The organism is Winogradskyella sp., from assembly GCF_025210595.1.
In the GTDB taxonomy this organism is placed as follows: Bacteria; Bacteroidota; Bacteroidia; order Flavobacteriales; family Flavobacteriaceae; genus Winogradskyella.
Map to the genome: position 1 here is coordinate 1 of NZ_JAOARH010000088.1, position 24858 is coordinate 24858.

24 protein-coding genes are annotated in these 24858 nt (G+C 31.6%); 7 read left to right on the forward strand and 17 right to left on the reverse strand.

Annotated elements, in window-relative coordinates; genetic code table 11:
• Positions 1-550: hypothetical protein (locus tag N4A42_RS09290; protein ID WP_294073193.1), on the forward strand; the 550-nt coding region annotated here is incomplete at its 5' end.
• Between the two features lie 101 nt (positions 551-651).
• The gene (locus N4A42_RS09295; RefSeq protein WP_294073195.1) at positions 652-2346 is read left to right on the forward strand and encodes a hypothetical protein; all 1695 of its coding nucleotides are present in this window, start codon (positions 652-654) and stop codon (positions 2344-2346) included.
• Positions 2347-2409: 63 nt separating this feature from the next.
• Here N4A42_RS09295 and N4A42_RS09300 read toward each other — a convergent pair whose 3' ends face one another.
• Both N4A42_RS09300 and N4A42_RS09305 read right to left on the reverse strand, forming a co-directional pair.
• A complete protein-coding gene (locus tag N4A42_RS09300) occupies positions 2410-2880 on the reverse strand; it encodes a GNAT family N-acetyltransferase (protein ID WP_294073197.1) in 471 nt (156 codons plus the stop codon).
• A complete protein-coding gene (locus N4A42_RS09305) occupies positions 2870-3883 on the reverse strand; it encodes a formimidoylglutamase (RefSeq protein WP_294073199.1) in 1014 nt (337 codons plus the stop codon). Before N4A42_RS09305 ends, N4A42_RS09300 begins: the two co-directional genes overlap by 11 nt.
• 109 nt (positions 3884-3992) lie before the next feature.
• Between N4A42_RS09305 and N4A42_RS09310 the strand changes: the two genes are divergently transcribed.
• Positions 3993-4880: a chromosome partitioning protein ParA gene (locus N4A42_RS09310; RefSeq protein ID WP_294073201.1), complete on the forward strand. Its 888-nt coding sequence runs from the start codon at positions 3993-3995 to the stop codon at positions 4878-4880.
• A gap of 27 nt (positions 4881-4907) precedes the next feature.
• Here the strand turns inward: N4A42_RS09310 and hutI are convergent, their stop codons facing one another.
• The 6 genes from hutI to N4A42_RS09340 all read right to left on the reverse strand — a co-directional run bounded on the left by hutI (position 4908) and on the right by N4A42_RS09340 (position 13771).
• On the reverse strand, positions 4908-6176 hold the full coding sequence (gene hutI / locus N4A42_RS09315) for an imidazolonepropionase (protein ID WP_294073203.1): 1269 nt from the start codon (positions 6174-6176) through the stop codon (positions 4908-4910).
• A 94-nt stretch (positions 6177-6270) separates the two neighbouring features.
• Positions 6271-7680, reverse strand: coding sequence for a T9SS type A sorting domain-containing protein (locus N4A42_RS09320; protein ID WP_294073205.1), 1410 nt, complete (start codon positions 7678-7680; stop codon positions 6271-6273).
• 214 nt (positions 7681-7894) lie between these two features.
• Positions 7895-9292, reverse strand: coding sequence for a class II fumarate hydratase (gene fumC, locus N4A42_RS09325; RefSeq protein ID WP_294073207.1), 1398 nt, complete (start codon positions 9290-9292; stop codon positions 7895-7897).
• 126 nt (positions 9293-9418) lie between these two features.
• Positions 9419-10465, reverse strand: a complete 1047-nt coding sequence (locus N4A42_RS09330) for a hypothetical protein (RefSeq protein WP_294073209.1) — start codon at positions 10463-10465, stop codon at positions 9419-9421.
• A gap of 52 nt (positions 10466-10517) precedes the next feature.
• Positions 10518-11177, reverse strand: coding sequence for an ABC transporter ATP-binding protein (locus N4A42_RS09335; RefSeq protein ID WP_294073211.1), 660 nt, complete (start codon positions 11175-11177; stop codon positions 10518-10520).
• A 53-nt stretch (positions 11178-11230) separates the two neighbouring features.
• Positions 11231-13771: a DUF5916 domain-containing protein gene (locus tag N4A42_RS09340; protein ID WP_294073213.1), complete on the reverse strand. Its 2541-nt coding sequence runs from the start codon at positions 13769-13771 to the stop codon at positions 11231-11233.
• A 221-nt stretch (positions 13772-13992) separates the two neighbouring features.
• Between N4A42_RS09340 and N4A42_RS09345 the strand changes: the two genes are divergently transcribed.
• The gene (locus tag N4A42_RS09345) at positions 13993-14262 is read left to right on the forward strand and encodes a hypothetical protein (protein ID WP_294073215.1); all 270 of its coding nucleotides are present in this window, start codon (positions 13993-13995) and stop codon (positions 14260-14262) included.
• Between the two features lie 60 nt (positions 14263-14322).
• Here the strand turns inward: N4A42_RS09345 and N4A42_RS09350 are convergent, their stop codons facing one another.
• From N4A42_RS09350 to N4A42_RS09390, 9 genes are all read right to left on the reverse strand, one after another.
• Positions 14323-14889, reverse strand: coding sequence for a type 1 periplasmic binding fold superfamily protein (locus tag N4A42_RS09350; protein WP_294073217.1), 567 nt, complete (start codon positions 14887-14889; stop codon positions 14323-14325).
• Between the two features lie 32 nt (positions 14890-14921).
• Complete coding sequence (locus N4A42_RS09355) at positions 14922-17321, reverse strand: TonB-dependent receptor plug domain-containing protein (protein ID WP_294073219.1); 2400 nt, start codon at positions 17319-17321, stop codon at positions 14922-14924.
• Positions 17322-17403: 82 nt separating this feature from the next.
• Positions 17404-17718 carry a hypothetical protein gene (locus tag N4A42_RS09360; protein ID WP_294073221.1) on the reverse strand — a complete coding sequence of 105 codons (315 nt, stop codon included), beginning with the start codon at positions 17716-17718 and terminating at the stop codon, positions 17404-17406.
• A gap of 23 nt (positions 17719-17741) precedes the next feature.
• Complete coding sequence (locus tag N4A42_RS09365) at positions 17742-18236, reverse strand: DUF6787 family protein (protein ID WP_294073223.1); 495 nt, start codon at positions 18234-18236, stop codon at positions 17742-17744.
• Between the two features lie 29 nt (positions 18237-18265).
• Positions 18266-18703, reverse strand: a complete 438-nt coding sequence (locus N4A42_RS09370; protein WP_294073225.1) for a DUF6146 family protein — start codon at positions 18701-18703, stop codon at positions 18266-18268.
• Positions 18704-18900: 197 nt separating this feature from the next.
• Positions 18901-19548 (reverse strand): DUF937 domain-containing protein, encoded by a 648-nt coding sequence (locus N4A42_RS09375; RefSeq protein WP_294073227.1) that lies wholly within the window; start codon positions 19546-19548, stop codon positions 18901-18903.
• Positions 19549-19652: 104 nt separating this feature from the next.
• On the reverse strand, positions 19653-20603 hold the full coding sequence (locus tag N4A42_RS09380; RefSeq protein ID WP_294073229.1) for a D-2-hydroxyacid dehydrogenase: 951 nt from the start codon (positions 20601-20603) through the stop codon (positions 19653-19655).
• Positions 20604-20650: 47 nt separating this feature from the next.
• Complete coding sequence (gene serC, locus N4A42_RS09385) at positions 20651-21712, reverse strand: 3-phosphoserine/phosphohydroxythreonine transaminase (protein ID WP_294073231.1); 1062 nt, start codon at positions 21710-21712, stop codon at positions 20651-20653.
• 115 nt (positions 21713-21827) lie between these two features.
• Positions 21828-22886, reverse strand: a complete 1059-nt coding sequence (locus N4A42_RS09390; RefSeq protein WP_294073233.1) for an acyl-CoA reductase — start codon at positions 22884-22886, stop codon at positions 21828-21830.
• Between the two features lie 76 nt (positions 22887-22962).
• Here N4A42_RS09390 and N4A42_RS09395 point away from each other — a divergent pair, with 76 nt between their 5' ends.
• The 3 genes from N4A42_RS09395 to N4A42_RS09405 all read left to right on the forward strand — a co-directional run bounded on the left by N4A42_RS09395 (position 22963) and on the right by N4A42_RS09405 (position 24800).
• Positions 22963-23316 (forward strand): 4Fe-4S dicluster domain-containing protein, encoded by a 354-nt coding sequence (locus N4A42_RS09395; protein ID WP_294073236.1) that lies wholly within the window; start codon positions 22963-22965, stop codon positions 23314-23316.
• A 267-nt stretch (positions 23317-23583) separates the two neighbouring features.
• Complete coding sequence (locus N4A42_RS09400) at positions 23584-24342, forward strand: hypothetical protein (RefSeq protein WP_294073238.1); 759 nt, start codon at positions 23584-23586, stop codon at positions 24340-24342.
• A gap of 11 nt (positions 24343-24353) precedes the next feature.
• Positions 24354-24800, forward strand: a complete 447-nt coding sequence (locus N4A42_RS09405) for a hypothetical protein (protein ID WP_294073240.1) — start codon at positions 24354-24356, stop codon at positions 24798-24800.
• Positions 24801-24858 lie beyond the last annotated feature (58 nt).

The following is a 24858-nucleotide window of genomic DNA, read 5'->3' on the forward strand; positions in this document are numbered from 1 at the left end:
CAACATTATGGGAATAGATATTATAGCATTTATAGTTGGTGTATTACTAGGTATATTTTTATACTGGAGAGAATCTAATGGTAATGGAGCTTATCGTTTTATAAATAAGATTTTAAATAGTAAAGAATTACAAATGAGTGCTAGTAATCCTAAAGGATTTGTTTTTAAGCAAGCATTTATACCACGATTAATATTTGTAATACTATTAACATTGGTATTAACTTTAATCGTTCAGTTTTTAACTCCTTTAAACATTTTTTCTAGTGTTGATGGTGTTTCAGCATACGCTTCTTTTGCAACAGGAACACTTATAGGGACTTATGTGGCTAATTTTGTTATTAAAACAACAGAAGTTGTTGAAGAAAAAAGTGATTCAATAGGTGAAATAGTAGAAGGTGCTGTAGAAAAAGGTAAAGATTTTATTGATGATTTAAAGAAAAAAGAAATTGAAACTATTGAAATGCCTAAAGCCGAAATAGAAAAAGAATCAGCACCAGAAATTGAAAAAAAATCTGCGCGTGACCGATTAAAGGATAAGGGTCTAATGTGACACATGTTTGTGTCATCCTGAATTTATTTCAGGATCTCATAAAACTAGCATAAAACAATAAAAATAGATTCCTGTCTTTGCAGGAATGACAAATAAGCATCATGATAAAATCATATTGGAATAAAGGAGCAAAACAAAAACGAATCACAATTTTTGTTGTCATATTGCTTCTCATTTTACTTTTCTTTTTTAGAGACGACTATCAACCTGTATTATTATTCTTAAGAAAATATATTTTTATAATTCTTGTGAGTTTATTAGTCTTAATCTTAGGGTTAAGAAAATTTAGAAAAACAGCAAATACAGGAGGACGATTAGGGATTCTTGGGATTTTAATTGTGTTTTTTGGATTGTTATACTTCTTAGGCTGGAATCAAGGTTTATACGATTACATGAAAACCTATAACGTTTTTAATAGCCTTAATAAAGTTGAGATAGATGAATTGCCTTTAACGCAAAATGAGCGTATTCAACCTTTGCGAAATATCTTTTCTATGGCTAATGAAAGCGTTGGTGAAACTAAAGATGTGTCCTTACCGCATTTAGTAAGAATTGGTACAGAGAATAAGTGGACTATGGCTATTCAACCTAGCGAAAAGTATATTATGCAACGTATTAGTGATAATACAGAAGAAGTTTTTGCGGTAAGTAGTACAACTCCATTTCCAAGATTTTCTAATGAAAACAGAATAGATGTGACATTCTCAATAGGCGAATCTTTAAAATTTAGTAGAAACACCTACAATGCAGTTGTGCAACGTTTCAACCCTTGGATGCTGTTTAATTATGAACCAAGCGATACCTTTTATATGAAAAATGACGAAGGTAATTGGGTGCAAGTGGTGAGTTTAATAAAATGGAAAGGCTTTTTCTTTCCTTATCCAACCTTTGGTGGTGTAATGATTATAGATAATGGAGCTCATGATTTTAATGATTACATAGAACGTGTTGCCATTGGTAAAGGTACCTTTGTAAGTCCAGAAGACATTAAAAATTATAAGTTCTTAACAAAGCAAAATACATTAGCAGAAAAGGTCTCACAATTGCAAGCTGAATCTTTAAAGTTTTTAGGTGGTTTTAGTGATCCATTACCTTGGAATATGGAAACTGCTGTTAAAATTCCTTTAATGCCAAAAGATCAGAATCAGCAACCTTATGTTACAGATTTTGATTTTGCAGGCAGTAATACAGATGCATACAGTGGTTTGTACCATTGGTTTGGCTTAGAACCAGTAGGAGAGGAGCGTACCAGTTTAAGTTATAGTGTGTTTGTTCCTGCAGACGGAACAGAGAAGTTATACTATTATGACCATGCGACAAAAAAACAAGGTTATGCAGGTGTTTCAGCCATGCCATTAAAGGTTAAGGAATCTCGCAAAGAATATGATTGGAAAGCCAGTACACCAGTTGAGTTTAGACCATATATAAAAGAAATCGCAGGAAGAAAACGTATGTTTTTCTTGGGTACGATCTCATCTATTAGTGAAAAAAATGCACAGCAATTTGATGGTTCTGCAACACCAGATTTAGTACTTATTGATAGTGAATATCGTGATGTAATATGGATAGATGTAAAACATCCAAGTACTTGGGATGAAACAGTTTATAACCAACTTAATGAAGCTTGGAGATCTAGTGAAGGTATAGGCTATTATTATCAGGAAAAACCAAAAGACGAAGATTTAATGCAAATGCAATTAGATTCGCTTAACATTATACCTAAGGCAAATGATAATTCTAAAATGATTGATGCATTACAACGCCAGATAGACTCTCTAAAGTCTATCGAGAATTAATAACAGGGTTTTATGTTATTCTGATGATTTACGAGGAAGAATTCATCATTTTGTATACATATTTTAAGCTGTAATATTTAACAACATCTTTATGTCTGAACGTTTATAAGGGCTATTAGGTTCTAGTTGTAATTCTTTAAAGCCGTATTTTCTGTACATATAAATAGCATTTTCTAATTTGGTGTTAGAATAGAGAAGCAATGCTTTAAGATTTTTAGATTTTGCAAAATCTATACAATGCTGCATTAATTGCTGACCAATTTTTTGTCCGCGTTCTTCAGGCAAAACAGCCATTTTAGTCAGTTCTAAAATACCATTTTCATTAGTTGGCATTAAGGCAACTGTTCCTACGACTTTGTATTCTTTTAAAGCAAAAAATATAAAGCCTCCTTTATCAATGATATATTTATTGGGCTGACTAAGTACTTCTTCATCAAAAGGTTCTACATAAAAATAGGTTCTTAACCATTCTATGTTTAAATCATAAAAATGTTTGGCGTATTCATTTTGATAGTCAATAATCTTAATAATCATGCGCTTTTATAAAATCGGTAATTAAGTAACTGATAAGTTTTCCTACTTTAGTTTGATTTTTTTTAGATGGTGCGGCTTCGCAAATGTGTAAATAATTAGCATTTATATGTTTGCCAAAATGATGTACAAATTGCCTAGCTTGCTTTGTACTGAATCCGCTTGGTGTTTTTGCACTACTAGGTATGTTTTCTATAGCATCGCAATCAATCTCAATACCAAAAGGTTTACTAGAAACATGATTTAAGGCGAGATTCATTTCAGAATTAAAATCTAATTCGTTTCTAACTTCTATAGCCTCGTATGTGTTATACTTTATATGTTTTATCTTTTTTAAAGTTTTAAATAACTTTTCTGAAGTGTAATTTTCATGCAACCCAAAAATGAAGTAATGCTTTAAAAACCCTTCAGCATAAGTGTAACTAAAACCATTGCCACTATGTCTGCCTTCTTCAGGTCTAAAATCTGTATGCGCATCAAAATTTACGACATTAATTTTATCATTTTTTGCTAAGGCTAGGCCTTTTATATTACCGTAGGCATTGTTATGGCCACCACCAATAATAATAGGTGTTTTTCCTGCTTTTACAATAGATGAAACAAGGTGTGTAACATCTTTATCTATTTGTTCAACCAAAGTTCTGGCTTTAGAAATAGACTTTTTAGAGGGCTCTTGTTTAACAATTTCGCGCGCTTTACTATAATCTAGATGCCCTAAAACCAAAACACGTTTTGCTTTAGTTGTACTATTACTCTGAATATTTAACAAAACTTTTAGAGTAGCCTCCCAAGCCTTATAAGTTCCTGTTTGTCCGTGGTTTGCGTATACGCCAATATCTTCAGCAATTCCAAAAATTACAAAGTCAACATCTAAATTTAAAATGTCTTCGTATATGTTGTTGAGGGTAGGAATTAACCGAACATGTTCACCAAATTTTGTTTCACCTTTACGAGTTTTTAAAAATTTTTCACGAATTTTTGGAGTAAATAATACGAGATTTTGCATTTTGGCGATTAATTAAAATTTAAAATAAAAGTACAGTTTTATTTAATAATTTTGATTTTTAAATAAGATTAATAAAACAAGAATTAACAATAACTTAAATACAATATATATGGAAGGTTCACAAAAAACAAACACTGGTCTTAAGGTAGGATTAGGAATTCTATTGGTTTTATTTTTAGGGACAGCATTTTATGCTTCTAAGCTTTACACAGATAACAAGGAGACAGAAAAAACACTTGTAGCTGAGAAGCAACAAGTAATGAATGACCTTAGTAATATGACTAAACTATACGATGATGCTATTGCAGAAAGTGAAATTAAAAATCAAGATTTAATTGATGCTAGAGATCGTATACAAGGCTTAATGGATTCTTTAAAAGTATCTCAGAATAGTGTAAATAGTTTATGGAGATATAAAAAGAAATTCTTGGCTTTACAAGAAGAAATGGAAGAGTTGCTTGAAGAGAATGATCGTTTAAAAATAGAAAACGAATATTTAGCAACGTCTTTAGACAGTACTCAATTACAATTGGCTGAACGTACAATGTTTACAGACTCATTATTAGTTCAAAATACAGAATTAGCTAATGTTGTTAAAGATGCAGCAGCTTTGCAAACCGTTGGTCTTAAAGGTATGGGTGTTATAGAAAGAAGTAGTGGTAAGCAGATTCCAACTGAGAGAGCACGTAGAAGTGATAAAATTAAGGTTTGTTTTACTGTGCCTAAGAATACACTGACAGAAGCTGGTGACAAAGAACTTTATGTACAAGTTATAGATCCTAAAAATAACGTTTTGGGTTCTAACAATCAGGTGCAGTTTGAAGATCAGGTTTTAAATTATAGTTTAATAAGTCATTTTAATTACGAGAATAGAAACTTAAATATATGCGAATATGTATCGCAACCTGAGGATTCAAAGTTCGAAAAAGGACGTTACCAAATTAATGTGTTTAATGATAAAGAAATGATTTCTTCTTCAGAGTTTACACTCAAATAAGAAATTAGTATTTAATTGATTGATAGTTTAGATCCGGAAGTTTTCTTCCGGATTTTTTATATCCTTTAATTGCCCATTAATAATAACCTGATCTATAGGGTCGTGAGCAAAAGCATAAGGTATCTCGCTATAATCATTTAATGGTTTTGTAATAATGAGATTTGCCTTTTTACCCCTTGTAATGCTACCATACATATTGCTAATTCCCATAGCATACGCACCATTAATAGTTGCGGCATTTATAGCTTCTTCTGGTGTCATTTTTAATTTTACACAAGCAGCACTTACAATAAAATTCATGTTACCACTTGGTGCAGAACCTGGGTTATAATCTGTTGCTATAGCAAGTGGTAGACCAGCATCAATAACTTGTCTTGCTGGTGTATAAGGAATACTTAAAAAATAGGAACATCCTGGTAATGCTACAGGTATAGTTTCGGTATCTTTTAAGGCATTAATATCGTCTTCATTTAATTCTTCTAAATGGTCTACAGATAGCGCATTGTGTTTTACACCAAGACCAACACCACCAAGAATATTAAACTGGTTTACATGAATCTTTGGTCTCATTTTATATTCTGCACCAGCTTTTAAAATAGCTTCAGTCGCATCAATATCAAAATAACCATCTTCACAAAACACATCAATATAATGTGCGATGTTTAATTTGGCAGCCTGTGGTATTAATTGTTCGGTAATTAATTTAACGTACTCGTCTTTTTTAGACTTATATTCTGTAGGAATAGCATGTGCTGCCAAGAGCGTAGGTGTTATTTTTGCCAAGCTTTCTTGTTTAATACGTTTAATAACGCGCAGCATTTTTAATTCTGCATCAACTGTAAGTCCATAACCTGTTTTAATTTCAAAAGCGCCAGTACCCATTTTTATAAGTTCCTCTAAGCGTTTTATAGATTGCTCATATAAGTCTTCTTCAGAGGTTTCTTGTAGCAATTTTGCCGAATTTAAAATTCCACCACCTTTATTAGCTATTTCCTCATAGCTTAATCCGTTAATTCTATCTACAAATTCTGAAGTTCGATTACCAGCATAAACAATATGTGTGTGCGAGTCGCACCACGCAGGTAATACAATTTTTCCAGTAGCATCTACAATAGTTTCTGCTTCTATGCCTTCGCAATACTTCATTTCACCATATTCTATAATGGTATCGTGTTCTATGTATAGGTAAGCGTTTTCTATTATAGGAAGGGTTTTCATGGCTTCACCTTTAACAATCAAAACATTATAATCGTGTACTTGTAGTAACTGCTTTATATTTTTAATTAGAATGGACATAAAGTTGGTTTTTTGTAAAGTTCTCTCTTTTTTTTGAAAAAAAAAAACGTTGGTAACAACCACCAACGTTTTATAATCTAAAAAAATTAGAAATCTATTTTTTTATAAATTTTGATGTTAATTTACCATTAATACTTATAGTATAAATTCCTTTTGCTAAAGCAGAAACATCTAAGGGATTGATTGGGTTATGAGAAGTCTTATAGATGTTTTTTCCTAACATGTCTGTAATAGAAATCTCTACGGTATTTTCTGCTAGACCTTCAAAATTTAAAACAGAATGTGTTGGGTTTGGAAATATTTTAATATTAGATGACTCAAAGCTAGTAATGTCTAAAGATTCTAGTAGATTTTCATACCAATCTACTGTATTACTAAAGTAACCAATAGTTGCAATATCTTTGTCTCCATCATTATCAAAATCATTAATAGTAATACTATAATGTTGATAGTTATTGTCATATATTAAAGCTTCAGAATTCAATGTGCCTGCATCAGTGCTATGAAACCATATAATAGAATCATTACCAGATCCACCATCAGTTACAATTACATCATTATAAGTATCATTGTCTAGATCAGCTACAGCTACAACTGCAGGTCTATCTATAATGGTTTCATCAGATATAATTGTTTCAACAGAAACTCCATTCTTGGTTTTGCTATACCATGCTATATCTCCACTAACATTATCAGATTTTACAATGTCTAAAACACCGTCATCATTAACATCTGCAAAAGCAGCAACAAATAAATAAGGATTTCCGCTATTTACAGTTACAGCATCTTTAATCCAAGATACAGTCATTGTGCCACTCTCAACATACTGGTTATAGTAGATTTCAATAGTTCCTGAAGTTGTATCATCTACATATCCAATTAAGGCATCTTGGTCTCCATCTCCGTCAAAATCTTCAAAGCTTAAATTGCCAGGAAGGTTTACTGTTGCAATAGTTTGTTTTGCCCCAAAAGTGCCATCACCATTGCCAGGTAGCCAAGAAGTAACACCACCTCCATATTCAGCTATTGAAATATCTAGATTACCGTCATTATTAATATCTACAGCAGTAAGTTGACCAGCTCCAACTGCAGTTGTAGAAATAGTAATTCCAGTATTAAAACCATTAGATCCATTATTGGTATAAAACATTATAGTATTGTTAGAAGAAGAACTCACAATAATATCGTTTCCATTTATACCATCAAAATCTGCAATAACAATTCCACCAATTCCACTCAAAGTACCAGCATCTGATATTGTAGGCATAATTGTAAATGTACCGTTACCATCATTTTGGTACCATTTTACAACATCTGCAGAAAAATTATAAGTGCCAATAGCAATATCTATATCTGTATCTCCATCTAAATCGCCAGAAGCAATAACATAAGGATCATTTCCAGTATTTGGGTCAATATTTTGTATTGAAGCCCACGTAGTTTGTGCATTTATAGATGTTAGTAGACAATAAAAAGATAAAATTGAGAGTACAGTTTTTTTCATTTTCAGTAAATTTTGCGCAATGTAAGAATTTATTTTATTTTTTATAATTTGAATATTGATTTTCAAATATTTATATCTGATAAAATGAATAGTCTACCTTAGGTGTTTATTTGCATTTTTTGTAAGATTTTTATACTGTATAAAAAAAATCAGTCCTAAAAATATTAGAGACTGATTTTTTATTTTTAATAAAGGTTATGTGAAAAAGTTTATTCTATTTTAAACTCCCAACCATATCTTCAGGTTTCACCCATTCATCATATTGTTCTGGAGTTACATAGCCTAAGTTTATAGCTTCTTCTTTTAATGTTGTTCCGTTTTGGTGTGCTGTATTAGCAATTTCTGCAGCTTTATAATATCCAATTTTAGTATTTAAAGCTGTAACTAACATTAATGAGTTGTTTAATAAGGTTTTGATTGTAGCATGATTTGGCTCAATACCAGAAGCACAGTTTACATCAAAACTCACACAAGCATCACCAATTAATTGTGCAGACTGTAAAACGTTAGCAGCCATCATTGGTTTAAATACGTTTAATTCATAATGTCCTTGAGTTCCACCAACAGTTACTGCAACATCGTTACCCATAACTTGAGCACATACCATAGTCATCGCTTCTGCTTGTGTTGGATTTACTTTTCCTGGCATAATAGAGCTTCCTGGTTCATTAGCAGGAATAATGATTTCTCCAATTCCTGAACGTGGTCCAGATGCCATCATTCTAATATCGTTAGCAATTTTATTTAATGATACAGCGATTTGCTTTAAAGCACCATGCGTTTCTACCATAGCATCATGAGCAGCTAAAGCTTCAAACTTGTTTTCTGCAGTAATAAATGGTAATTCTGTAAATTCAGCAATGTATTTAGCAACTAGTACATCATAACCAGCAGGAGTGTTTAATCCTGTTCCTACTGCAGTTCCACCAAGTGCTAATTCGCTTAAATGTGCTAACGTGTTTTCTAAAGCTTTTAAGCCATGATTTAATTGAGATACATATCCTGAAAATTCTTGCCCAAGAGTTAATGGCGTAGCATCCATTAAATGTGTACGACCAATTTTCACAACATCTTTAAACGCTTCATATTTAGCTTGTAATGTGTCTCTTAATTGCTTTACACCAGGAATTGTAGTTTCAACAATCTTCTTGTAAGCAGCAATATGCATTCCAGTAGGGAAGGTGTCATTAGACGATTGTGATTTGTTGACATCGTCATTTGGTTGAATGGTTTTTTCACCTTCTCCAATAGTTTTTCCAGCCAATTGGTGTGCTCTGTTAGCAACTACCTCGTTAACATTCATATTACTTTGAGTTCCAGAACCTGTTTGCCAGATTACTAATGGAAATTGATCATCGTGTTTTCCTTCTAAGATTTCGTCACAAACTTGTGCAATTAAATCACGCTTTTCAGCAGCTAAAACACCTAACTCACAGTTGGTATATGCAGCAGCTTTTTTTAAGTAAGCAAAACCATAAACCACTTCTAAAGGCATTGATGCAGGAGCGCCAATTTTAAAGTTATTACGAGAACGTTCTGTTTGTGCTCCCCAAAGTTTGTCTGAAGGCACTTTTACTTCTCCCATTGTATCTTTTTCTATTCTGTATGTCATAATAATATATGTTTTTTAAAGCACTACAAAATTACTCATTTTAGTGGTTTAAAGATTGAAGAATCTCATTTAATTTTAGCATTTTAGAGAACAAATAATGAGAAATTAAATATGCTGTTATAAGATTTATAATCTCTTAAAAAATAAAAATTTATAACCAAATTTAAAGCCTAAGGTGAAGTTAAAAAATGAGCCGCTATCTTGTTCTTTATTTTTTCTAAAACAAAGGTAACAATCGTCATCATCGTCATTTAAAAAAGAGGTGTCTTGTTCTGGAGGTGTACTATTGTATATGTTTTTTATGTCTCTTACTCGTACTCCTAAACCTGTATAAACATCAAAATAAAAGTGTTTTCCAATAGGATAATTGATACCGTATTTTAGATTGTATATATCCACTTTTTTATGTACACCAAAAGGTATATTTACAAAATATTGAATATCCTCATTTACTGCTCTAAAATTGTTTTCATCATTAAATTGGTAACGTAAGAATCGCGTTTCAAACCCTAAATAATTATTAAATCTAGAGTTTCTACTTTGGCCAAGAATGTTATATATCTTTAATTCATACCTAAACGAGCGTCCTTTAGTTTTTAAAATTTTTAGTTTAGGCTTATCACCAAGACGTTTTGTATAAACAGTACCGTATTCTGCACTTAAGCTTATTGTATTAGTTACAAAATATTCTGCACCTAAAGTAAGCATGGGTTGAGTAAATACATCCATAGCTTTTAACGGAGTAGTGTACACAAATACATCGTTCCTTTTAAAAGCAATAGGAAGATTATTTAGACTAATGAATTTGTTTTCTGTACTGTCTATTCCAAATTTTAAGTTCTTCTTGTAGGTAAAACGTTTTTTGTTAGTGAGATCAATTATAAAACCTGCATAATAAGGTGAGAAAAAGTTTAAAAAATAATTGCCAGAAGTTTTTTTAGGGAAAGAAAATTGGGTTGTAATGCTGTCGTTAGAGAGCTCAAATCTTAAAGAATCCTTTGCGCGCATCGGAAAAATGGATACTTTATCATTATTGACTAAAAATTCTTCACCTTTAAATTTAATTTTGGTGTTTTTAGGAGCGTGAAGGTTAACTTTAGTTTTTTTACTATGCAATATTGTTGTGCACGAGCATAAAAAACTAAAACTTATCAATGTAAGAAGTTTACGCATTAAGAAAGTTTTAGTTCTAGATGCCGAAAAAATAAAAGGGTTGCGTTAAAATTTATACTATATTTCCATCAACCATTGTAAGTTTTCTATCCGCCATATTAGCTAAATCTTGATTATGGGTTACAATAACAAAGGTTTGGTTAAACTCGTCTCTAAGTTTGAAAAAAAGTTGATGTAGCTGTTCGGCAGACTCGCTATCTAAATTTCCAGAAGGCTCGTCAGCAAAAATAATCTTTGGCTGATTTATTAAGGCTCTTGCAACAGCCACACGTTGTTGTTCTCCACCAGACATACTATTTGGTTTATGATGTATACGGTCTTTTAAACCTAAATAATCTAGCAGTTCAATAGCGCGTTTTTCAGCTTCAGCTTTAGGAGTGTTGTTAATAAACGCAGGAATGCAGACATTTTCTAAAGCGGTAAATTCTGGTAACAGTTGATGAAACTGAAAGATAAAACCAATATGTTTATTTCTAAATTTAGCTAAAGCTTTATCATTTAGTGACTTTATAGATTGTCCGTTTATTTCTAATGTGGTATCACCTTTATAATCGGGTTTGTCTAAAGTTCCTAATATTTGTAATAAAGTTGTTTTACCAGCTCCAGAAGCACCAACTATAGATATAATTTCGCTTTCTGATATATTGATGTTTACACCTTTTAGAACGTGTAAATCATTATAAAATTTGTGAATGTTGAAGGCTTTAATCATAGGTATGCAAATGAAGCGTGAAAATACTATTTTCTTACGACATATACATACTATTATAGTAGTCTAGAATTTGAATCTTGATTGCCAGAGTGCTTGTCAAACCTACTTAAATCTTTGTCTTTTTTCTTAAAAACACGTTTCATACCATTGAAGTCTAGGAAATATTGCAAACGTACAGATAAAATGTGCTGCATATCTTGACTTAGTAAAGTGTCTAAACTATCAAAATAACTGTCCTTAGAGCGTTGGTCTTGATTTATCATTTGGTTTCGGTAAAGCGCTGTTAAAAAGCTTCCTGGAGCAAATTGCCAAGAGTAGCTTAGATCGATATTCCATGTGCTAAAGTTAACATTAGATGTATCTAAATTGAGACTTTCAAAGGTTTCAGTAGATTGTAGTAAACGGCCATTATCTTGCAAAAAATAAGGGTTTTTATCATAATCTACTTTGGTCCAGTAATTTCTGAAAGTCAGTGATAAAGAGTTAAAAGGATTAAAATTATAACTTCCAGAAAGGGTGTTTACAGTTGTAGTTTGGTTTCGTTGTCCAAAAATGATACTATCATCAATAGAATTAGAATTATTTGCATAGCCACGACTACCATTTTCTTTTGAAAAATCAAAACCGTAAGACACTAAAAATTTATCTGTTATTTGAACTCTAGGCCTTATGCCAAACCAAAAGTTTAAATAATCGTCTCTTATGCCTTCAAACATTACTGCACCACCAATATTAGCATCTAGAGCAAAAGTTTTATTATAGTTTGTAGAAATCCAAACATTACTATTTATACGATCTTCATATATAAAAAAGCGTTTATTCCCAAAATCACGAGGTTCAAAATAATCATATTGTTTACCCATTTGGTAGTTTATGTTACCACCAAAATCCATCAATGTTTTTTTAACATTTCCGTAAACATTGATACCAGCATTTTGCCCTGTAAAGGTGCTAGGGTTGTAAAGACGACGATAGTTATACCAACCGTTAATTCTAAAGTTGTTTAATTTTTCAGTGGCTTCAAAGATTCTATAAGACCAGTCTGCACCAAAATTGTTAAAATTATTTCTAAAGTTTAATCCAAGATCATTGATGTTAAAGGTTTCATTCGCAAAACTATGGTCAATACTATACCTGTATTTACCATGAGATTTTCCAACACGAAAGAAGGAATTAAAACCAAACTTACCATTAATATCAAAGTATGGTTGACTCACCTTAGCATTACCTCTAATATTATAAGTATTTCGTTTATTGTTAATGTTGGCAACAATGGCACCTGTATAAGCGTCTCTAAATGATGATGTATTTCTCCAAACACTAGTATTAACGAGACTTATTGAAGAGTTGTTACCAAACTGCTGATCTACAACAATTATATTATAATTAGTAAGTGGTTCAATTACCCTTTTACTATAAGTTATTTGTTCTTCAAGCTCATTTGTGTTAGGATTAATTATTTCTGTTGTTTTTTTAATAGTAACATCTGTTTTTTCGGTAACCGCATTAAAAATACCTATTCCAAGCCCTTTTTTAGTTCTTCCAGATACTTTTATAGCATTAATTACTTTTACATTTTCAGGAGTATGATCAATCACTTCGTTTTCATTTAAGGATACAGACCCTCTAGGTGCTGCACCTATTCGTCTAGAGAAAAATAAATTTCCTTTACTAAACAAGTCAACACCTTCGGTAAAAAATTGACGCTGTTCATTAAAAGTTTGCTCAAAAGGACCTAAGTTAAGTGAAAGATTGTCAAAACCAGCTTGACTAAAATCTGGAATTAATGTGGCATCTAATGTGATATTTTCTGTTATACCATACTTTACATCCATACCAAGATTAAAGTCTGGCTTATCCATATTATCAAAAACCGCTGAAGTGAATGGGTATAGGTTAAGTCTTACAGGTGGTTCAATACTTTTAATACCTGTAAGCTCACCATGATATAAACCTATATTTCCTTTTGTTGGATCTAAAGGGTTCCATGTATATTGTTGGTTATTACGTCTAAATCTTCTATGAAATTGAATTCCCCAGGTTTCTACATCCTTAGAAAAGCGTAGGGTTCTATAAGGAATCATTATTTCTAAAGACCAACCATCATCATTTATTTTTACGGCACTTTGCCAAACGGCATTCCAACTAAAATCTTCTCCAATACTTGGGTTGGCAATAGCATCTGCTTGTTGACCAGATGTAAATACAAAAAACTCTGTATCGTTTTGCGCATCGTTATTAGGGTTTATTACAACTCCAAAAAAATCAGACTGTCCAAAATTATCACGACTAGCAAATTGTTTAGCTATTAATTCTGGGTCATCATATAAATAAGCGGCTACGTATATACCAGCATCATCATAGGCCATTTTAACTTCTGTCTTAATGTCTTCTGTTGCTTTAACACCCATATCTGGGCGAAACTGAATAAAATTAGTAGCTATTTCTGCATTTTGCCAAACAGTGTCATCTAATACGCCATCTATTTTTGGCGCATTGCCTGTACGTTGAATGCTAAGTGTTTTTTTTTCTTGAGCATAAAGTGAGCAATAGAAACATATAATGATTGATAAGAGTAAAGAACGTAAGTTCATATTTTTTTGATTGATGATGTTTGTGTTGTGTTAAAGACAATAATATTTAAAAAATGTTACACTCTAACAAAACAAAACTAAGTTCTCTAATAATGCGATGCTCTTAATTAAACGTTAAAAACTTTAAGGTTGTGTTAAGAGATTTAAGTAAACTTGCTGGTAAGCAAGGGTTTTGGAATACTTATTGCTATATACTTAATAGATTAATACTTTAAATTTACATGAATATATACAAAACACTTGTGCTAAGTTTATTCTTTGATGCTTTAGGTTATGTGTCATTAATTTTTCCGCTTTTTGATCTTGTTTGGGCTCCTTTATCAGCCTATTTAATGACAAAAATGTATAAAGGAAAAAAAGGAAAAGTAGCAGCTGTGATTACTTTTATAGAAGAGGCTTTACCATTTTTAGACGTCGTACCAACATTTTCACTAATGTGGTTATATACTTTTATATTAAACCCTGAAGAGGATAAGACTTTAAAAGTTTGATTAAAAAAATGGCTGAATCTATATTCAGCCATTTTTTTATCTGTATTACAAAGAAAAGTGCTACTGTACAGCAATAGCGTAGCTTACTTGTGCATCTGTACTACCTCCAGCACCAGCAGATGTTCCGTCATTTGGTTTTGTAGGTTCGTGCTTTAAAATTACAGTGAGGCTACCTGTGCCTGCCATACCAGTTACAACTGTAGTTTCTATACCAAGAGGATTACCATCAGCATCTGTATCGTCTTTAGAAATATTAACATCTGTAATTGAAGATGTGTAGAAAAACTCATGTTCTTCAGCTTCATTTTCAACTTCTTCAGTGATGTCTTCAGCAGGATTTTCAGTAGCATTTAATAATTGAATTACTCCTGAATATGTGGTATTAGCAGATAATGTTGCTAATGCAGGTGTATAAACTCCTTCATTTCCACCTTCTCCATCTAAATCTGTAAAGGTTAATGTAACAACATCTGTATTGTCTGCATTGTTTGTTAATGTATAAATCACTGTTGTGATTAATTCTTCTTCATGATCGTGATCATCACCATCATCATCACTTGAACAGCTTGTAAAAGTTAAACTTGTAATAAAGAATAAGGCTAGTAATTTAATTGAGTTTGTTTTCATAGTTTTTAATTTATAATGTGACATATTTTTTGTTAATAATTGAGTTTAAGTTTTATGTTAAAATTTCTGCCTAAATCATCAGCAAAGTAGCGCAATCTATTTAAGTAGTTTCTGTAAGAAACATCAAACAGATTTTCTACATTAAAAGCTACATTTAATGTAGAGTTTTTAAATACTTTAAAGTTTGCCGAGCTATTAAAGCTAAATAGAGTGTAGGCAGGTGGTGTTGAACTTATATCTACATAGACATTATCTTGTAGTACAGGATCAAACGTAAAAAAATTGTAATTTGGATATCTTTTTTGTTGTAATACAGTGTTTTGTTTTATACCAATACTTAATTGGTTGAGTTTTTCGTTTTTGTAGGTTATTGCATTAGAAAAATTTGTTGAAGGCATATGAATAAGCGGAATGTTTTCAGACAAGTTATCTCCTTGTAATAAGCTTAAACTACCAGTGTAATTAAAATGATTAGAGATTTTCTTATTTACATCTATATCTACTCCAAATATTCTGGCGTTTACCTGATTGTATTCCCAAACAGGAAAAGCTCCACGTATTGTGGTTGTTATACCTGTAGGTATTAGTTGAATAAAATCATTAATATGCTTATAGTAAGGACTAACAGCAAACCCAAAGTTTTGATTGTTTCGTTCTATAGAAGCTACAAATTTATTTGCTACTTCTTTAGTAATTGTTAATCTACCAATTTCTAATCTAGCAGCACTATGATGTAATCCGTCGCTAAATAATTCAGAGGGATTTGGTGTTCTTGAGGCTAATCCATAATTAACTAATACTTGAAAATCATTATTAAACTGTTTTGTGATGCCTAAACTCGTAGAAATGTTATGAAACGTAAATTCTGGTTTTGTTATATATCTAGAATCTTCGATCACACCAGTATTAAATTCTGGAAATAATTCATCATAATTATATGTTTCGTCCCAATCAGCTATTCTATATCTTTTTTCAGCATCAATGCGAGAGAAATCATATCTAAATCCGGTACTAATTTCAGTAAGCGTATTCAATTTATAACTTCCAGTAGCATAAATTCCTGCATCATACTTTTCAAAATCAGGAATTAAAGGATTAGCACCTGTACCAGAAATGGCATCATTCTGTTGATAACGCAATAGAAAGCCAGTGTTTAGAGTTAACTTGTCTACAGCATCTATTCTTAAATTAGGTTGTAAAGACGTTGTAAACAATCTAAGATCTATAACAGGAATATGTTTTCTGTCTCCACGTCTTAAATCAAATTCTTTTCGTCTATTAATTTGAAAATCATACTGTAAAGTGAGTTTTCCTAATCCTTGAAAGCGCTTGTAAGCTTCTACTTTACCTAAATGATGAATAATTTCTTGTTTAGGATTATCTATATGATGAGAAAACTCATCGATATATTCTGGTGTTTCGTTTTCAATGGCTCTTACCAAATCGCCAACATTGCCAATATGAGATGTTCTAAGAATACCAATGGTGTTATCTACAAAACTATAATAAGCATCAAATCCTTTTTCAAAAGATTTGTATCCTATTCGGGCAGAAGCATTAATGCTTTTTATGCCAGAATTTGATAAGTTATAATCAGCTGTTTCAAAATCTCCAAAAACTTTATAGCTGGCTTGGGCTCTGGCATAAAACCCGTTTTCATAGGTTTTTACCAATTCAGAATTAATATTTCCTCCCAAACCATTAGAGTTCAAAGACAACGATGTGCTACCAAATAAACTGTCTTTAGCTGTATAGTTTTGTGGACGAATTAAAATTAATCCACCTATAGCATCGCTACCATAAATAAGTGTGTTAGCTCCTTTTATAACATCTATACGTCCACCAGAATTTATATCAATATTTGGTGCATGCTCATCTCCCCATTCTTGATCGAACAAACGTACATTGTTGTTAACAATTAAAAGCCTACTACTGTGTAAGCCATGTATCATAGGCTTTACAATGGTGTTTCCTGTGTTTAAAGACGATACACCACTCACAGTATTTAAGGCATCTCCTAATGATTTATCTGTAAAGGATGCTATCTCTTTTTTAGATATAGATTGTTGAATACTTGTTTTTTCAAGTTTAGAACTTCCTGCTATTGTAACTTCAGTAAGTTCTTCTATATGATGTTCTAATGCAATACTTTTATAAATATCACTTTCTATAATGTAAGTAACCGTTTTGGTTTCACAACCAACATGAGAAATTTCTAACGTGAGTTCGCCTTTGCATAAGTTTTCTATTTTAAACTTTCCGAAAACATCTGAGGTAACATATTTATTTAAATTTTTAATAAATACAGTTGCACCAACTATTGGTGTGCTGTTGTGAAAGTCTTTAAGTTCTCCAAGAAATATTGATTTACAGTCTTGTGCGGAACTTGTGAAAAAGCATATAAAAAATATGAATATAGCAAAAAGCCTCATAGCTATATATTTATAGTAAAGGTTACTTTTAGGTAATTTATTTACCCAGTTTATAAATTATAAAATGTGTTAAGTTAAAGTCTTAGGCTAGAGTAGGCGGTCCTCTTAGGTAAGCAGTATCTTGCTTATGTGTTCTTAAAAAGTTGTAAGAGCAAGTATTAATCTTGCTAAATTCATTTTGTATTAAGACTTTATAAGCATAAAAGTCATTGTAATAGTTGGTGTTTAATTTAAACTTGTAAAATTCGCAGTCTAAATCAAATTCGTGAAAATGAGTATCGCTATCATTATCATTTGAGCAGACGTCGTGCTTATGATGATTAAAAACATGAGATAACTTAACACCAGATGGTAATAATATAGTTAGTATTACTACTACTGAAAGTATTTTATGCACATGTTTTATGTAAGATCTTATTATCAATCTAGAAAGCGTTTTAAGCCAAATCGTCTTAACATTTTCTTCTCAAATTCCCAAAAGAATTTAAATTGTCCAAATAGCCACCCAAAAGTAACTAACAGAATTTGATAGAAAATAAGTCCAATGATAATAAATAAAATCCAGTAGATAACAGGATTTAAGTTTTCTTTAGTAATTCCTAAAAGTTTTATTATTGGTCGTCCGACAAAGACAGAAGATGAGCCTGTGATAGCAAACACTAAAAAAACACGAATCATTTCCCATTTATAGTCAAGAATCCATTTTTTTTCTAGCTTTTTAAAAAGGAATAATGTTAATTTTAAAAGCGCATAAAAAATAATTGTAGCAGCAATAATAGTAATTAGTAATCCATAATTACTTAAAAGACCATTTGCTATTTTAAAAGCAGAATATCCTAAACCTACTAGACCCAAAAAAGGAAACAATAATTGCCAATTATGTTGTATTTCCCAATGGTTTTTAAATTTCTCCATAGCATTATTAAGAATGCTACAAATTTACATTAAATTCTAGGATAAAAAGATGTTAGTTGTTGCTTATATTTTATTTGAAAATATATAAAATAATTATAAAGTAAATAATTTACTTCGTATCCATAGTCTGTATTTTGATCATAGTCAATTCGTAATTGATATAAACTAGGATCATAAGTGTAAGGCTGTAGGTTTCTCTGATTCCAAGATTGTACTAATAGAAAATTTCTATTCTCTAGAAAACTCTGTGAATAGTAACCTCTTGGACGTGCTGTACTCACAAGCCAGCCATTAAAACCTGGTTCTATAATAATAATTTCATAATCGGTTTCATCACTACTAATGGATATTGTGTCATTTTCTGCAAGTTCATTGCTATTACCATTATTAATAGTCTGACTATTATTATAGGATTTACAACTAGCTATTAAGGCTATTATGAGGATAAATGGAATAAACTTTTTCATAACATTATAAAGATATTAATAATTTTTCATATTGTTTATAAAGCAAAGTAAAACCAAAGTTTATTAAATTTAAAAGGCTAATAAGTGAAATAGGTTTTTGGGTTAGTTTAATGATACTCTGCTTTAGTGTGTATTATTTAGTAAATAAAAAAAGCAACTCATTAGAGCTGCTTTAAAATATTTAAAAAAAGTTAGGTTTATTTTCCAAACAAACCACCTAAAAGTCCACCTATTCCACCTTTATCTTTAGAGCTTCCAAGAACCATACCAGCAACATCGTCAATAACGCTACCATCACCATCAGAGTCTAATACCTTTTCTAAGAAAGTTTGTTCATTAGTTACTGGTCCACTATTGCTAGCTCCACCAAGCAAACCTCCTAACAATCCTGTTAAGTCGTTTTGAGAACTTACATTGTTTTGACGTGTTTGTTTACCTAAAACACCCATTAATATAGGAGCCGCTACTTTTAGAATGTTACCTACCGATCCTGCATCTAAACCAGATTTTTGACCAATAACTTGCTCAACTCCTTGTTGTTTGTTCCCTAAAATATGACCTAAAATTTTACTACCATCATTGGTTACGGTTTCATCAACTCCACCACCAAACAAACCACCAAGGTTATCTAAAATGCTGCCATCGTGTTTACCACTTAAAGCTCCTAAAAGTCCTTGTGCGCCTTCTGGAGTAGAGGCATTACGTTCCATTGCTTTCATAAGTACAGGTAGTGCCATAGTTAATACACTACTTGTTTTATTTTGATCTGTTCCTGTTGAGCCAGAAACACCACTAATTATAGTTTTTCCTAAATCACTGTTTAATAAGTCAAAAATTCCTGCCATTGTATTTATAATATTAGATTAATAATTTTAGTTTATTAAGGTACAAAAAAAGCCCTAACATTATTAGGACTCATTTTTTATATTTAGGTCACAATTTAATTTTGTTAACCTAATATATTGATGATCTGATTTGCTAATTCTTCACCAATTCTGTCTTGTGCTTCGTTTGTTGCAGCACCTGTATGCGGTGTTAACGACAGAGCAGGATTCATTAATAATTGAACTTCTGGTTGTGGTTCTTTTTCAAAAACATCTAAAGCAGCTCTGGCAACTTTGCCGCTTTCTATAGCATTTACTAAAGCCACTTCATTTACAACTCCACCACGTGCAGCATTGGCAATAATAACACCATCTTTCATGCTGTTAAAATCTGCTTCATCTATAACATAGTCTTTTTGAGCTGGTACGTGTAGTGTTAAAAAATCAGCTTGTTTTAAAACCTCTTCTTTAGAGACGGTTTTTATATCAAATTTCATTTTTTGTCCATCGAAAAAGTCTAACTCTAACTCAGCATTTTCAATAAAAGGATCATAAGCAACAAGATTCATTCCTGCTCCAATTCCAATTTTAGCAGTAGCTTGTCCAATTCTACCAAAACCAATTACACCTAGTGTTTTTCCTTTTAATTCAACACCTTTAGCATAAGATTTCTTTAAGCTTTTAAAGTTTTTATCACCTTCTAATGGCATATCGCGATTAGAATTGTGTAAGAATCTTGCTAAACCATAAAAATGCCCAAAAACCAACTCAGCAACTGAATGTGAAGATGCTGCAGGTGTATTAATAACATGTAGTCCTTTTTCTCTGGCATACTCTACATCTATATTATCCATACCAACACCACCACGACCAATAATTTTAAGGTTTGGACAATGGTCTATAATATCTTTTCTAACTTTTGTTGCACTTCTTACTAAAAGTACTGAAATGTCATTTTCATTGATGTAGTTTTGCAATTGCTCTTGAGCAACTGTTGTTGTTAAAACTTCATAACCTGCAGCTTCTAATGCATTGATGCCACTTTGAGAAACACCGTCGTTTGCTAATACTTTCATTTTAATTTTTGTTGTTTTAGATTTCTGTTAAGACAGAAATAAAAGATTTATGCCTTTCTTTCTAATTCGCTCATTACTTCTACAAGTGCTTTAACACTGTCTAGAGATAAAGCATTGTACATAGATGCTCTATAGCCACCAACACTTCTATGACCATTTAAGCCGTTAATACCAGCTTCTTTCCACATAGCATCAAAGGTTTCTTTAAGGTTTTCATTTTCTAAAGTAAATGTAGCGTTCATTATAGAACGATCTTCCTTAACAGCATACCCTTTGAATAGAGGGTTTAAATCTATTTCAGAATAAATTAATCTAGCTTTTTTGTCATTTTCTTCTTCAATAGCCTTAATACCTCCTTTTTCTTTTAGCCATTCTAAGGTTAACATAGAAACGTATACCGGAAATACAGGTGGAGTGTTAAACATACTGCCTTTACCAATATGAATCTTATAATCCATCATTGAAGGGATTTTTCGAGATACTTTTCCTAAGATATCTTCTTTTATAACAACAAGTGTTGCTCCTGCAGGTCCCATGTTTTTCTGAGCTCCAGCATAGATTAAATCAAATTGAGAAAAATCTAGTTGACGTGAAAAAATATCACTACTCATATCACATACCATAGGAATTGGTGAGTTTGGAAAACTCTTCATTTGTGTTCCAAAAATGGTATTGTTAGAGGTACAGTGGAAATAATCATAATCCTCAGGAATATCATAACCTTTTGGAATATAATTGAAGTTTGCAGTTTTTGAAGAGGCTACTTCATAAATATCGTCATAAATTTTAGCTTCCTTTATAGCTTTATCACTCCAAGTACCTGTGTTAAGGTAACCAGCTCTTTTTTCTAAAAGGTTTAACGCTACCATTAAAAATTGCGTACTCGCACCACCTTGTAAAAATAAGGCTTTGTAACCTTTACCCTCAAGACCTAATAGTTCTAAAACTAAAGCTCTCGCATTTTCCATAACATCTACAAATGGTTTGCTACGATGCGAAATTTCTATTAGAGATAAGCCTTCATCAAAATTTAAAAGCGCTTCTGAGGCTTTTTCAATTACTGATTTTGGTAATACACAAGGTCCAGCACTAAAATTATGTTTTTTCATGAAAAGTATAGTTTCATTTCTGATATCAGAAATAGATTGATTTTAGGTTTAATAACTACTACAAAGGTGCTAATTTATTGCCTATAATACATTAATAAATTAATAATTTTTTGAATCAAATTTTTAACAAGAATTCAACAGTGTCAACATTGTCTGCATAATCCCAAAGCTCAGGCTTTTGAGTTTCACCAAAGTTGACTTCATTTTTTGTAAATCCTTTAGAAACAATGCACTGAATTTTATCTGTGTCTTCAATTATTTTTTGAGACAAGTGATCTTTTGAGTCATAAAATTCGTAGAATAATGTTGCAATAGGTGATGCATAGTTTTGGTCTTCTTTTATCATTAAAAAGCCATTCTCTAGCATGTCAAATTCGCTCATTAGATATACAGCCTTATTGTAGTCATAATTATTAGCGTACTTGGCTTCGTGTATTACAGGATGCCATTTATATATCGCATTAAAAAACGCATCAAAATTATAATGTTTTGGCACAAATATTTTAGATACATTTCTACAGCCTAAGCCATAGTACCTAAAAATATCATCAGACAAAGCTTCTAATTCTTCTTTGGTTTCATTACCTGTAAGAATTGCTGCTGAGTTTCTGTTTTTTCTTATAATTGATGGTTTATCTTTAAAATAATACTCAAAATAACGTGCTGTGTTATCGCTGCCAGTGGCAATAACAGCATCAAAATTTTCTAACTTATCATGAGTCAAAGTTATTTTACCTTTAAACTCAGGCTCAATAACTTCTAAATACTTTGCTAAAAAGGGGAGAAGGTGTTTGTCGTTAGACGATTGTTTTACTAATACATTATGCCCAGAGATTAGTACTGATAAAAAATCATGAAAGCCTACTAACGGAATATTTCCAGCCATAATTATGGCTATAGTCTTCGGTGTAATAGTATTAATCTCATAAGTGTTTAACCACTTGTTAATATTAGTTTCAGTTAGCGCTTTAGCCCAAGACTCTGTACTAAAAAGAACATTAGATTCGGTAAACCAACCATTGTGCTCATTGGCCAATTTAATTTGGTGTTTAAAACCATCAAAAAATAATTCATTGGCTTCAATAGCATTATTTTTTTTAATTCCATTAGTAGAAAATTGACCTAAAAAAGTGCCTAATTTTGAGAAAGCGTTAATTCTTCGTTGTAAATCCATGTAGTGTTTGGTAAAACGCCATTTTGGCTTTATTTTTGCAGTTGCAAAATTACATAATTAAAAAGTAAAAATTACTATGGCAATTATAATCACAGACGAATGTATTAATTGTGGAGCTTGTGAGCCAGAATGCCCTAATACTGCTATTTACGAAGGTGCTGATGATTGGCGCTACTCTGACGGAACAAGTTTAAATGGTACAATTGTGTTACCTAATGGTAAACAAGTTGATGCAGATGAAACTCAAGAACCTGTAAGTGATGAGTTGTACTATATTGTGCCAGATAAGTGTACAGAGTGTAAAGGTTTTCATGAAGAACCTCAGTGTGCTGCAGTTTGTCCTGTAGATTGCTGTGTGCCAGATGAAGATGTGGTAGAAACAGATGATGAGTTATTAGGAAAACAACGTTTTATGCATCCTGATGAATAGATTACGAATAATGTTTTATATAAAGCCCGAAGTTTTTGCTTCGGGCTTTTTTATGCACCATTATTATAGAAGTTTAAAAAATACGCAATTTGTCGTATTTGTTTGTATATATTTTTTGAATTGATTTGTAAGGTTATTAAAAGCCAACCATTATAAAAACAAAACCAATATTTTATACAGAATAAAGCATTGTGATTTATTGTTTTTAAATAATGTGATGAATGTAGTGTAACAATAGTTTTTATTTAATTAATAGAAAATGATATCATGAAAAAGATAGTTTTAGGCTTAACTCTTTTGTTGAGTACGTCAATGTTTGTTAACTCGCAAACCGAAAATCTAAAGCGCTTTCAAGAAGCCTTAGATTCAATAGATACAAAGGCTTATCATCATTCCATTCCTATTCTTAAAGAGCTCATTAAAAAAGACTACAAAGCAGAAGCTAACTACGAGCTTTTGGTATCTGTTTATATGATAACGGATAGTATTGATAATGGAATTAAACATGTTGAAGAAGCTCATAAAAGATTTCCTAAAAACAGTCAATTTTTAAAGTATAGTGCAGATTTATATTATAAAAAGGGAGATTTAGAAAATGCAATATTAGTAACAGAGAAGGCTGTAGTTTTAGAACCAAACAATGACATTTTGTATGCCTTTTTGGGTAATCTGTATACAGATAAAAAAAATTATGATAAAGCTGTATACAATTATGATGAAGCTCTAAAATGCAATGCTAAAAATATAATGGCACAATATGGTATTGCAACGTTGTATGTCGAAAAATCGGCAACCCTACAAAGGCAAATGGTTGAAGAAGATTTAGACGATGCCTCGTATGATGCTTATAAAAAAGAAGTGAATCTTTTAAACGAAAAAGCAATTATAGCGTTAGAAAAAACTTTTGATTTAGATAACACCAATACAGCAGTATTAGCAACTTTAGTTGATTTCTACTCTAGAACAGAAAAAATGGAAAAGTTTAAGAAAGCTAAAGAAAAACTAAAAGTACTAAGAGGATATTAAACTTAAAACTTATGAATGTAATTAAAGCTTTGTATTGCAATCAGTATTATGAATTAAAACCTAAAGGAAAAGCGCATACAGCTCAAAAAATGGGAACAATATTATCTACCATTGCTTTAGTGTTGTTTCTAATGAGCGCTTTCTTTTTACTGATTACGTTCTTTCCAGATTTTGAAAAATCGCTTAGTAAGCTGTTTAGAAATGCTTTTGGGAGACGCTCAGGAAGAGTCATAGGTAAGTTTGCTGGGTTACTCTCATTTTTAGTGGCTTTTCCTGTCGTTAAGTTGTGTTTTGGGCGAGACGCTATTTATAAGCACACTATTAGAGAATTCAACGCTAAATCAGCACTAGATCAAAAACAAATTTCTACCAAAGGATTTAGGTTTTTTGTAAGCGCTGTAATTACAATTATAGTTTCTGTATTGGTAATAGCTGTGAAACTTAATTTTATAGACTAGAGAAATATTGCCCTATATTATTGCAAAACGAGGTTTTACTAATAGCGAAACCTCGTTT

What these genes read in the sequence shown, in the direction of transcription:
- N4A42_RS09295 (WP_294073195.1), top strand. Translation starts at nt 652, where the DNA reads ATGATAAAATCATATTGGAATAAAGGAGCAAAACAAAAACGAATCACA.
- N4A42_RS09300 (WP_294073197.1), bottom strand. Translation starts at nt 2,880, where the DNA reads ATGATTATTAAGATTATTGACTATCAAAATGAATACGCCAAACATTTT.
- N4A42_RS09305 (WP_294073199.1), bottom strand. Translation starts at nt 3,883, where the DNA reads ATGCAAAATCTCGTATTATTTACTCCAAAAATTCGTGAAAAATTTTTA.
- N4A42_RS09310 (WP_294073201.1), top strand. Translation starts at nt 3,993, where the DNA reads ATGGAAGGTTCACAAAAAACAAACACTGGTCTTAAGGTAGGATTAGGA.
- hutI (WP_294073203.1), bottom strand. Translation starts at nt 6,176, where the DNA reads ATGTCCATTCTAATTAAAAATATAAAGCAGTTACTACAAGTACACGAT.
- N4A42_RS09320 (WP_294073205.1), bottom strand. Translation starts at nt 7,680, where the DNA reads ATGAAAAAAACTGTACTCTCAATTTTATCTTTTTATTGTCTACTAACA.
- fumC (WP_294073207.1), bottom strand. Translation starts at nt 9,292, where the DNA reads ATGACATACAGAATAGAAAAAGATACAATGGGAGAAGTAAAAGTGCCT.
- N4A42_RS09330 (WP_294073209.1), bottom strand. Translation starts at nt 10,465, where the DNA reads ATGCGTAAACTTCTTACATTGATAAGTTTTAGTTTTTTATGCTCGTGC.
- N4A42_RS09335 (WP_294073211.1), bottom strand. Translation starts at nt 11,177, where the DNA reads ATGATTAAAGCCTTCAACATTCACAAATTTTATAATGATTTACACGTT.
- N4A42_RS09340 (WP_294073213.1), bottom strand. Translation starts at nt 13,771, where the DNA reads ATGAACTTACGTTCTTTACTCTTATCAATCATTATATGTTTCTATTGC.
- N4A42_RS09345 (WP_294073215.1), top strand. Translation starts at nt 13,993, where the DNA reads ATGAATATATACAAAACACTTGTGCTAAGTTTATTCTTTGATGCTTTA.
- N4A42_RS09350 (WP_294073217.1), bottom strand. Translation starts at nt 14,889, where the DNA reads ATGAAAACAAACTCAATTAAATTACTAGCCTTATTCTTTATTACAAGT.
- N4A42_RS09355 (WP_294073219.1), bottom strand. Translation starts at nt 17,321, where the DNA reads ATGAGGCTTTTTGCTATATTCATATTTTTTATATGCTTTTTCACAAGT.
- N4A42_RS09365 (WP_294073223.1), bottom strand. Translation starts at nt 18,236, where the DNA reads ATGGAGAAATTTAAAAACCATTGGGAAATACAACATAATTGGCAATTA.
- N4A42_RS09370 (WP_294073225.1), bottom strand. Translation starts at nt 18,703, where the DNA reads ATGAAAAAGTTTATTCCATTTATCCTCATAATAGCCTTAATAGCTAGT.
- N4A42_RS09375 (WP_294073227.1), bottom strand. Translation starts at nt 19,548, where the DNA reads ATGGCAGGAATTTTTGACTTATTAAACAGTGATTTAGGAAAAACTATA.
- N4A42_RS09380 (WP_294073229.1), bottom strand. Translation starts at nt 20,603, where the DNA reads ATGAAAGTATTAGCAAACGACGGTGTTTCTCAAAGTGGCATCAATGCA.
- serC (WP_294073231.1), bottom strand. Translation starts at nt 21,712, where the DNA reads ATGAAAAAACATAATTTTAGTGCTGGACCTTGTGTATTACCAAAATCA.
- N4A42_RS09390 (WP_294073233.1), bottom strand. Translation starts at nt 22,886, where the DNA reads ATGGATTTACAACGAAGAATTAACGCTTTCTCAAAATTAGGCACTTTT.
- N4A42_RS09395 (WP_294073236.1), top strand. Translation starts at nt 22,963, where the DNA reads ATGGCAATTATAATCACAGACGAATGTATTAATTGTGGAGCTTGTGAG.
- N4A42_RS09400 (WP_294073238.1), top strand. Translation starts at nt 23,584, where the DNA reads ATGAAAAAGATAGTTTTAGGCTTAACTCTTTTGTTGAGTACGTCAATG.
- N4A42_RS09405 (WP_294073240.1), top strand. Translation starts at nt 24,354, where the DNA reads ATGAATGTAATTAAAGCTTTGTATTGCAATCAGTATTATGAATTAAAA.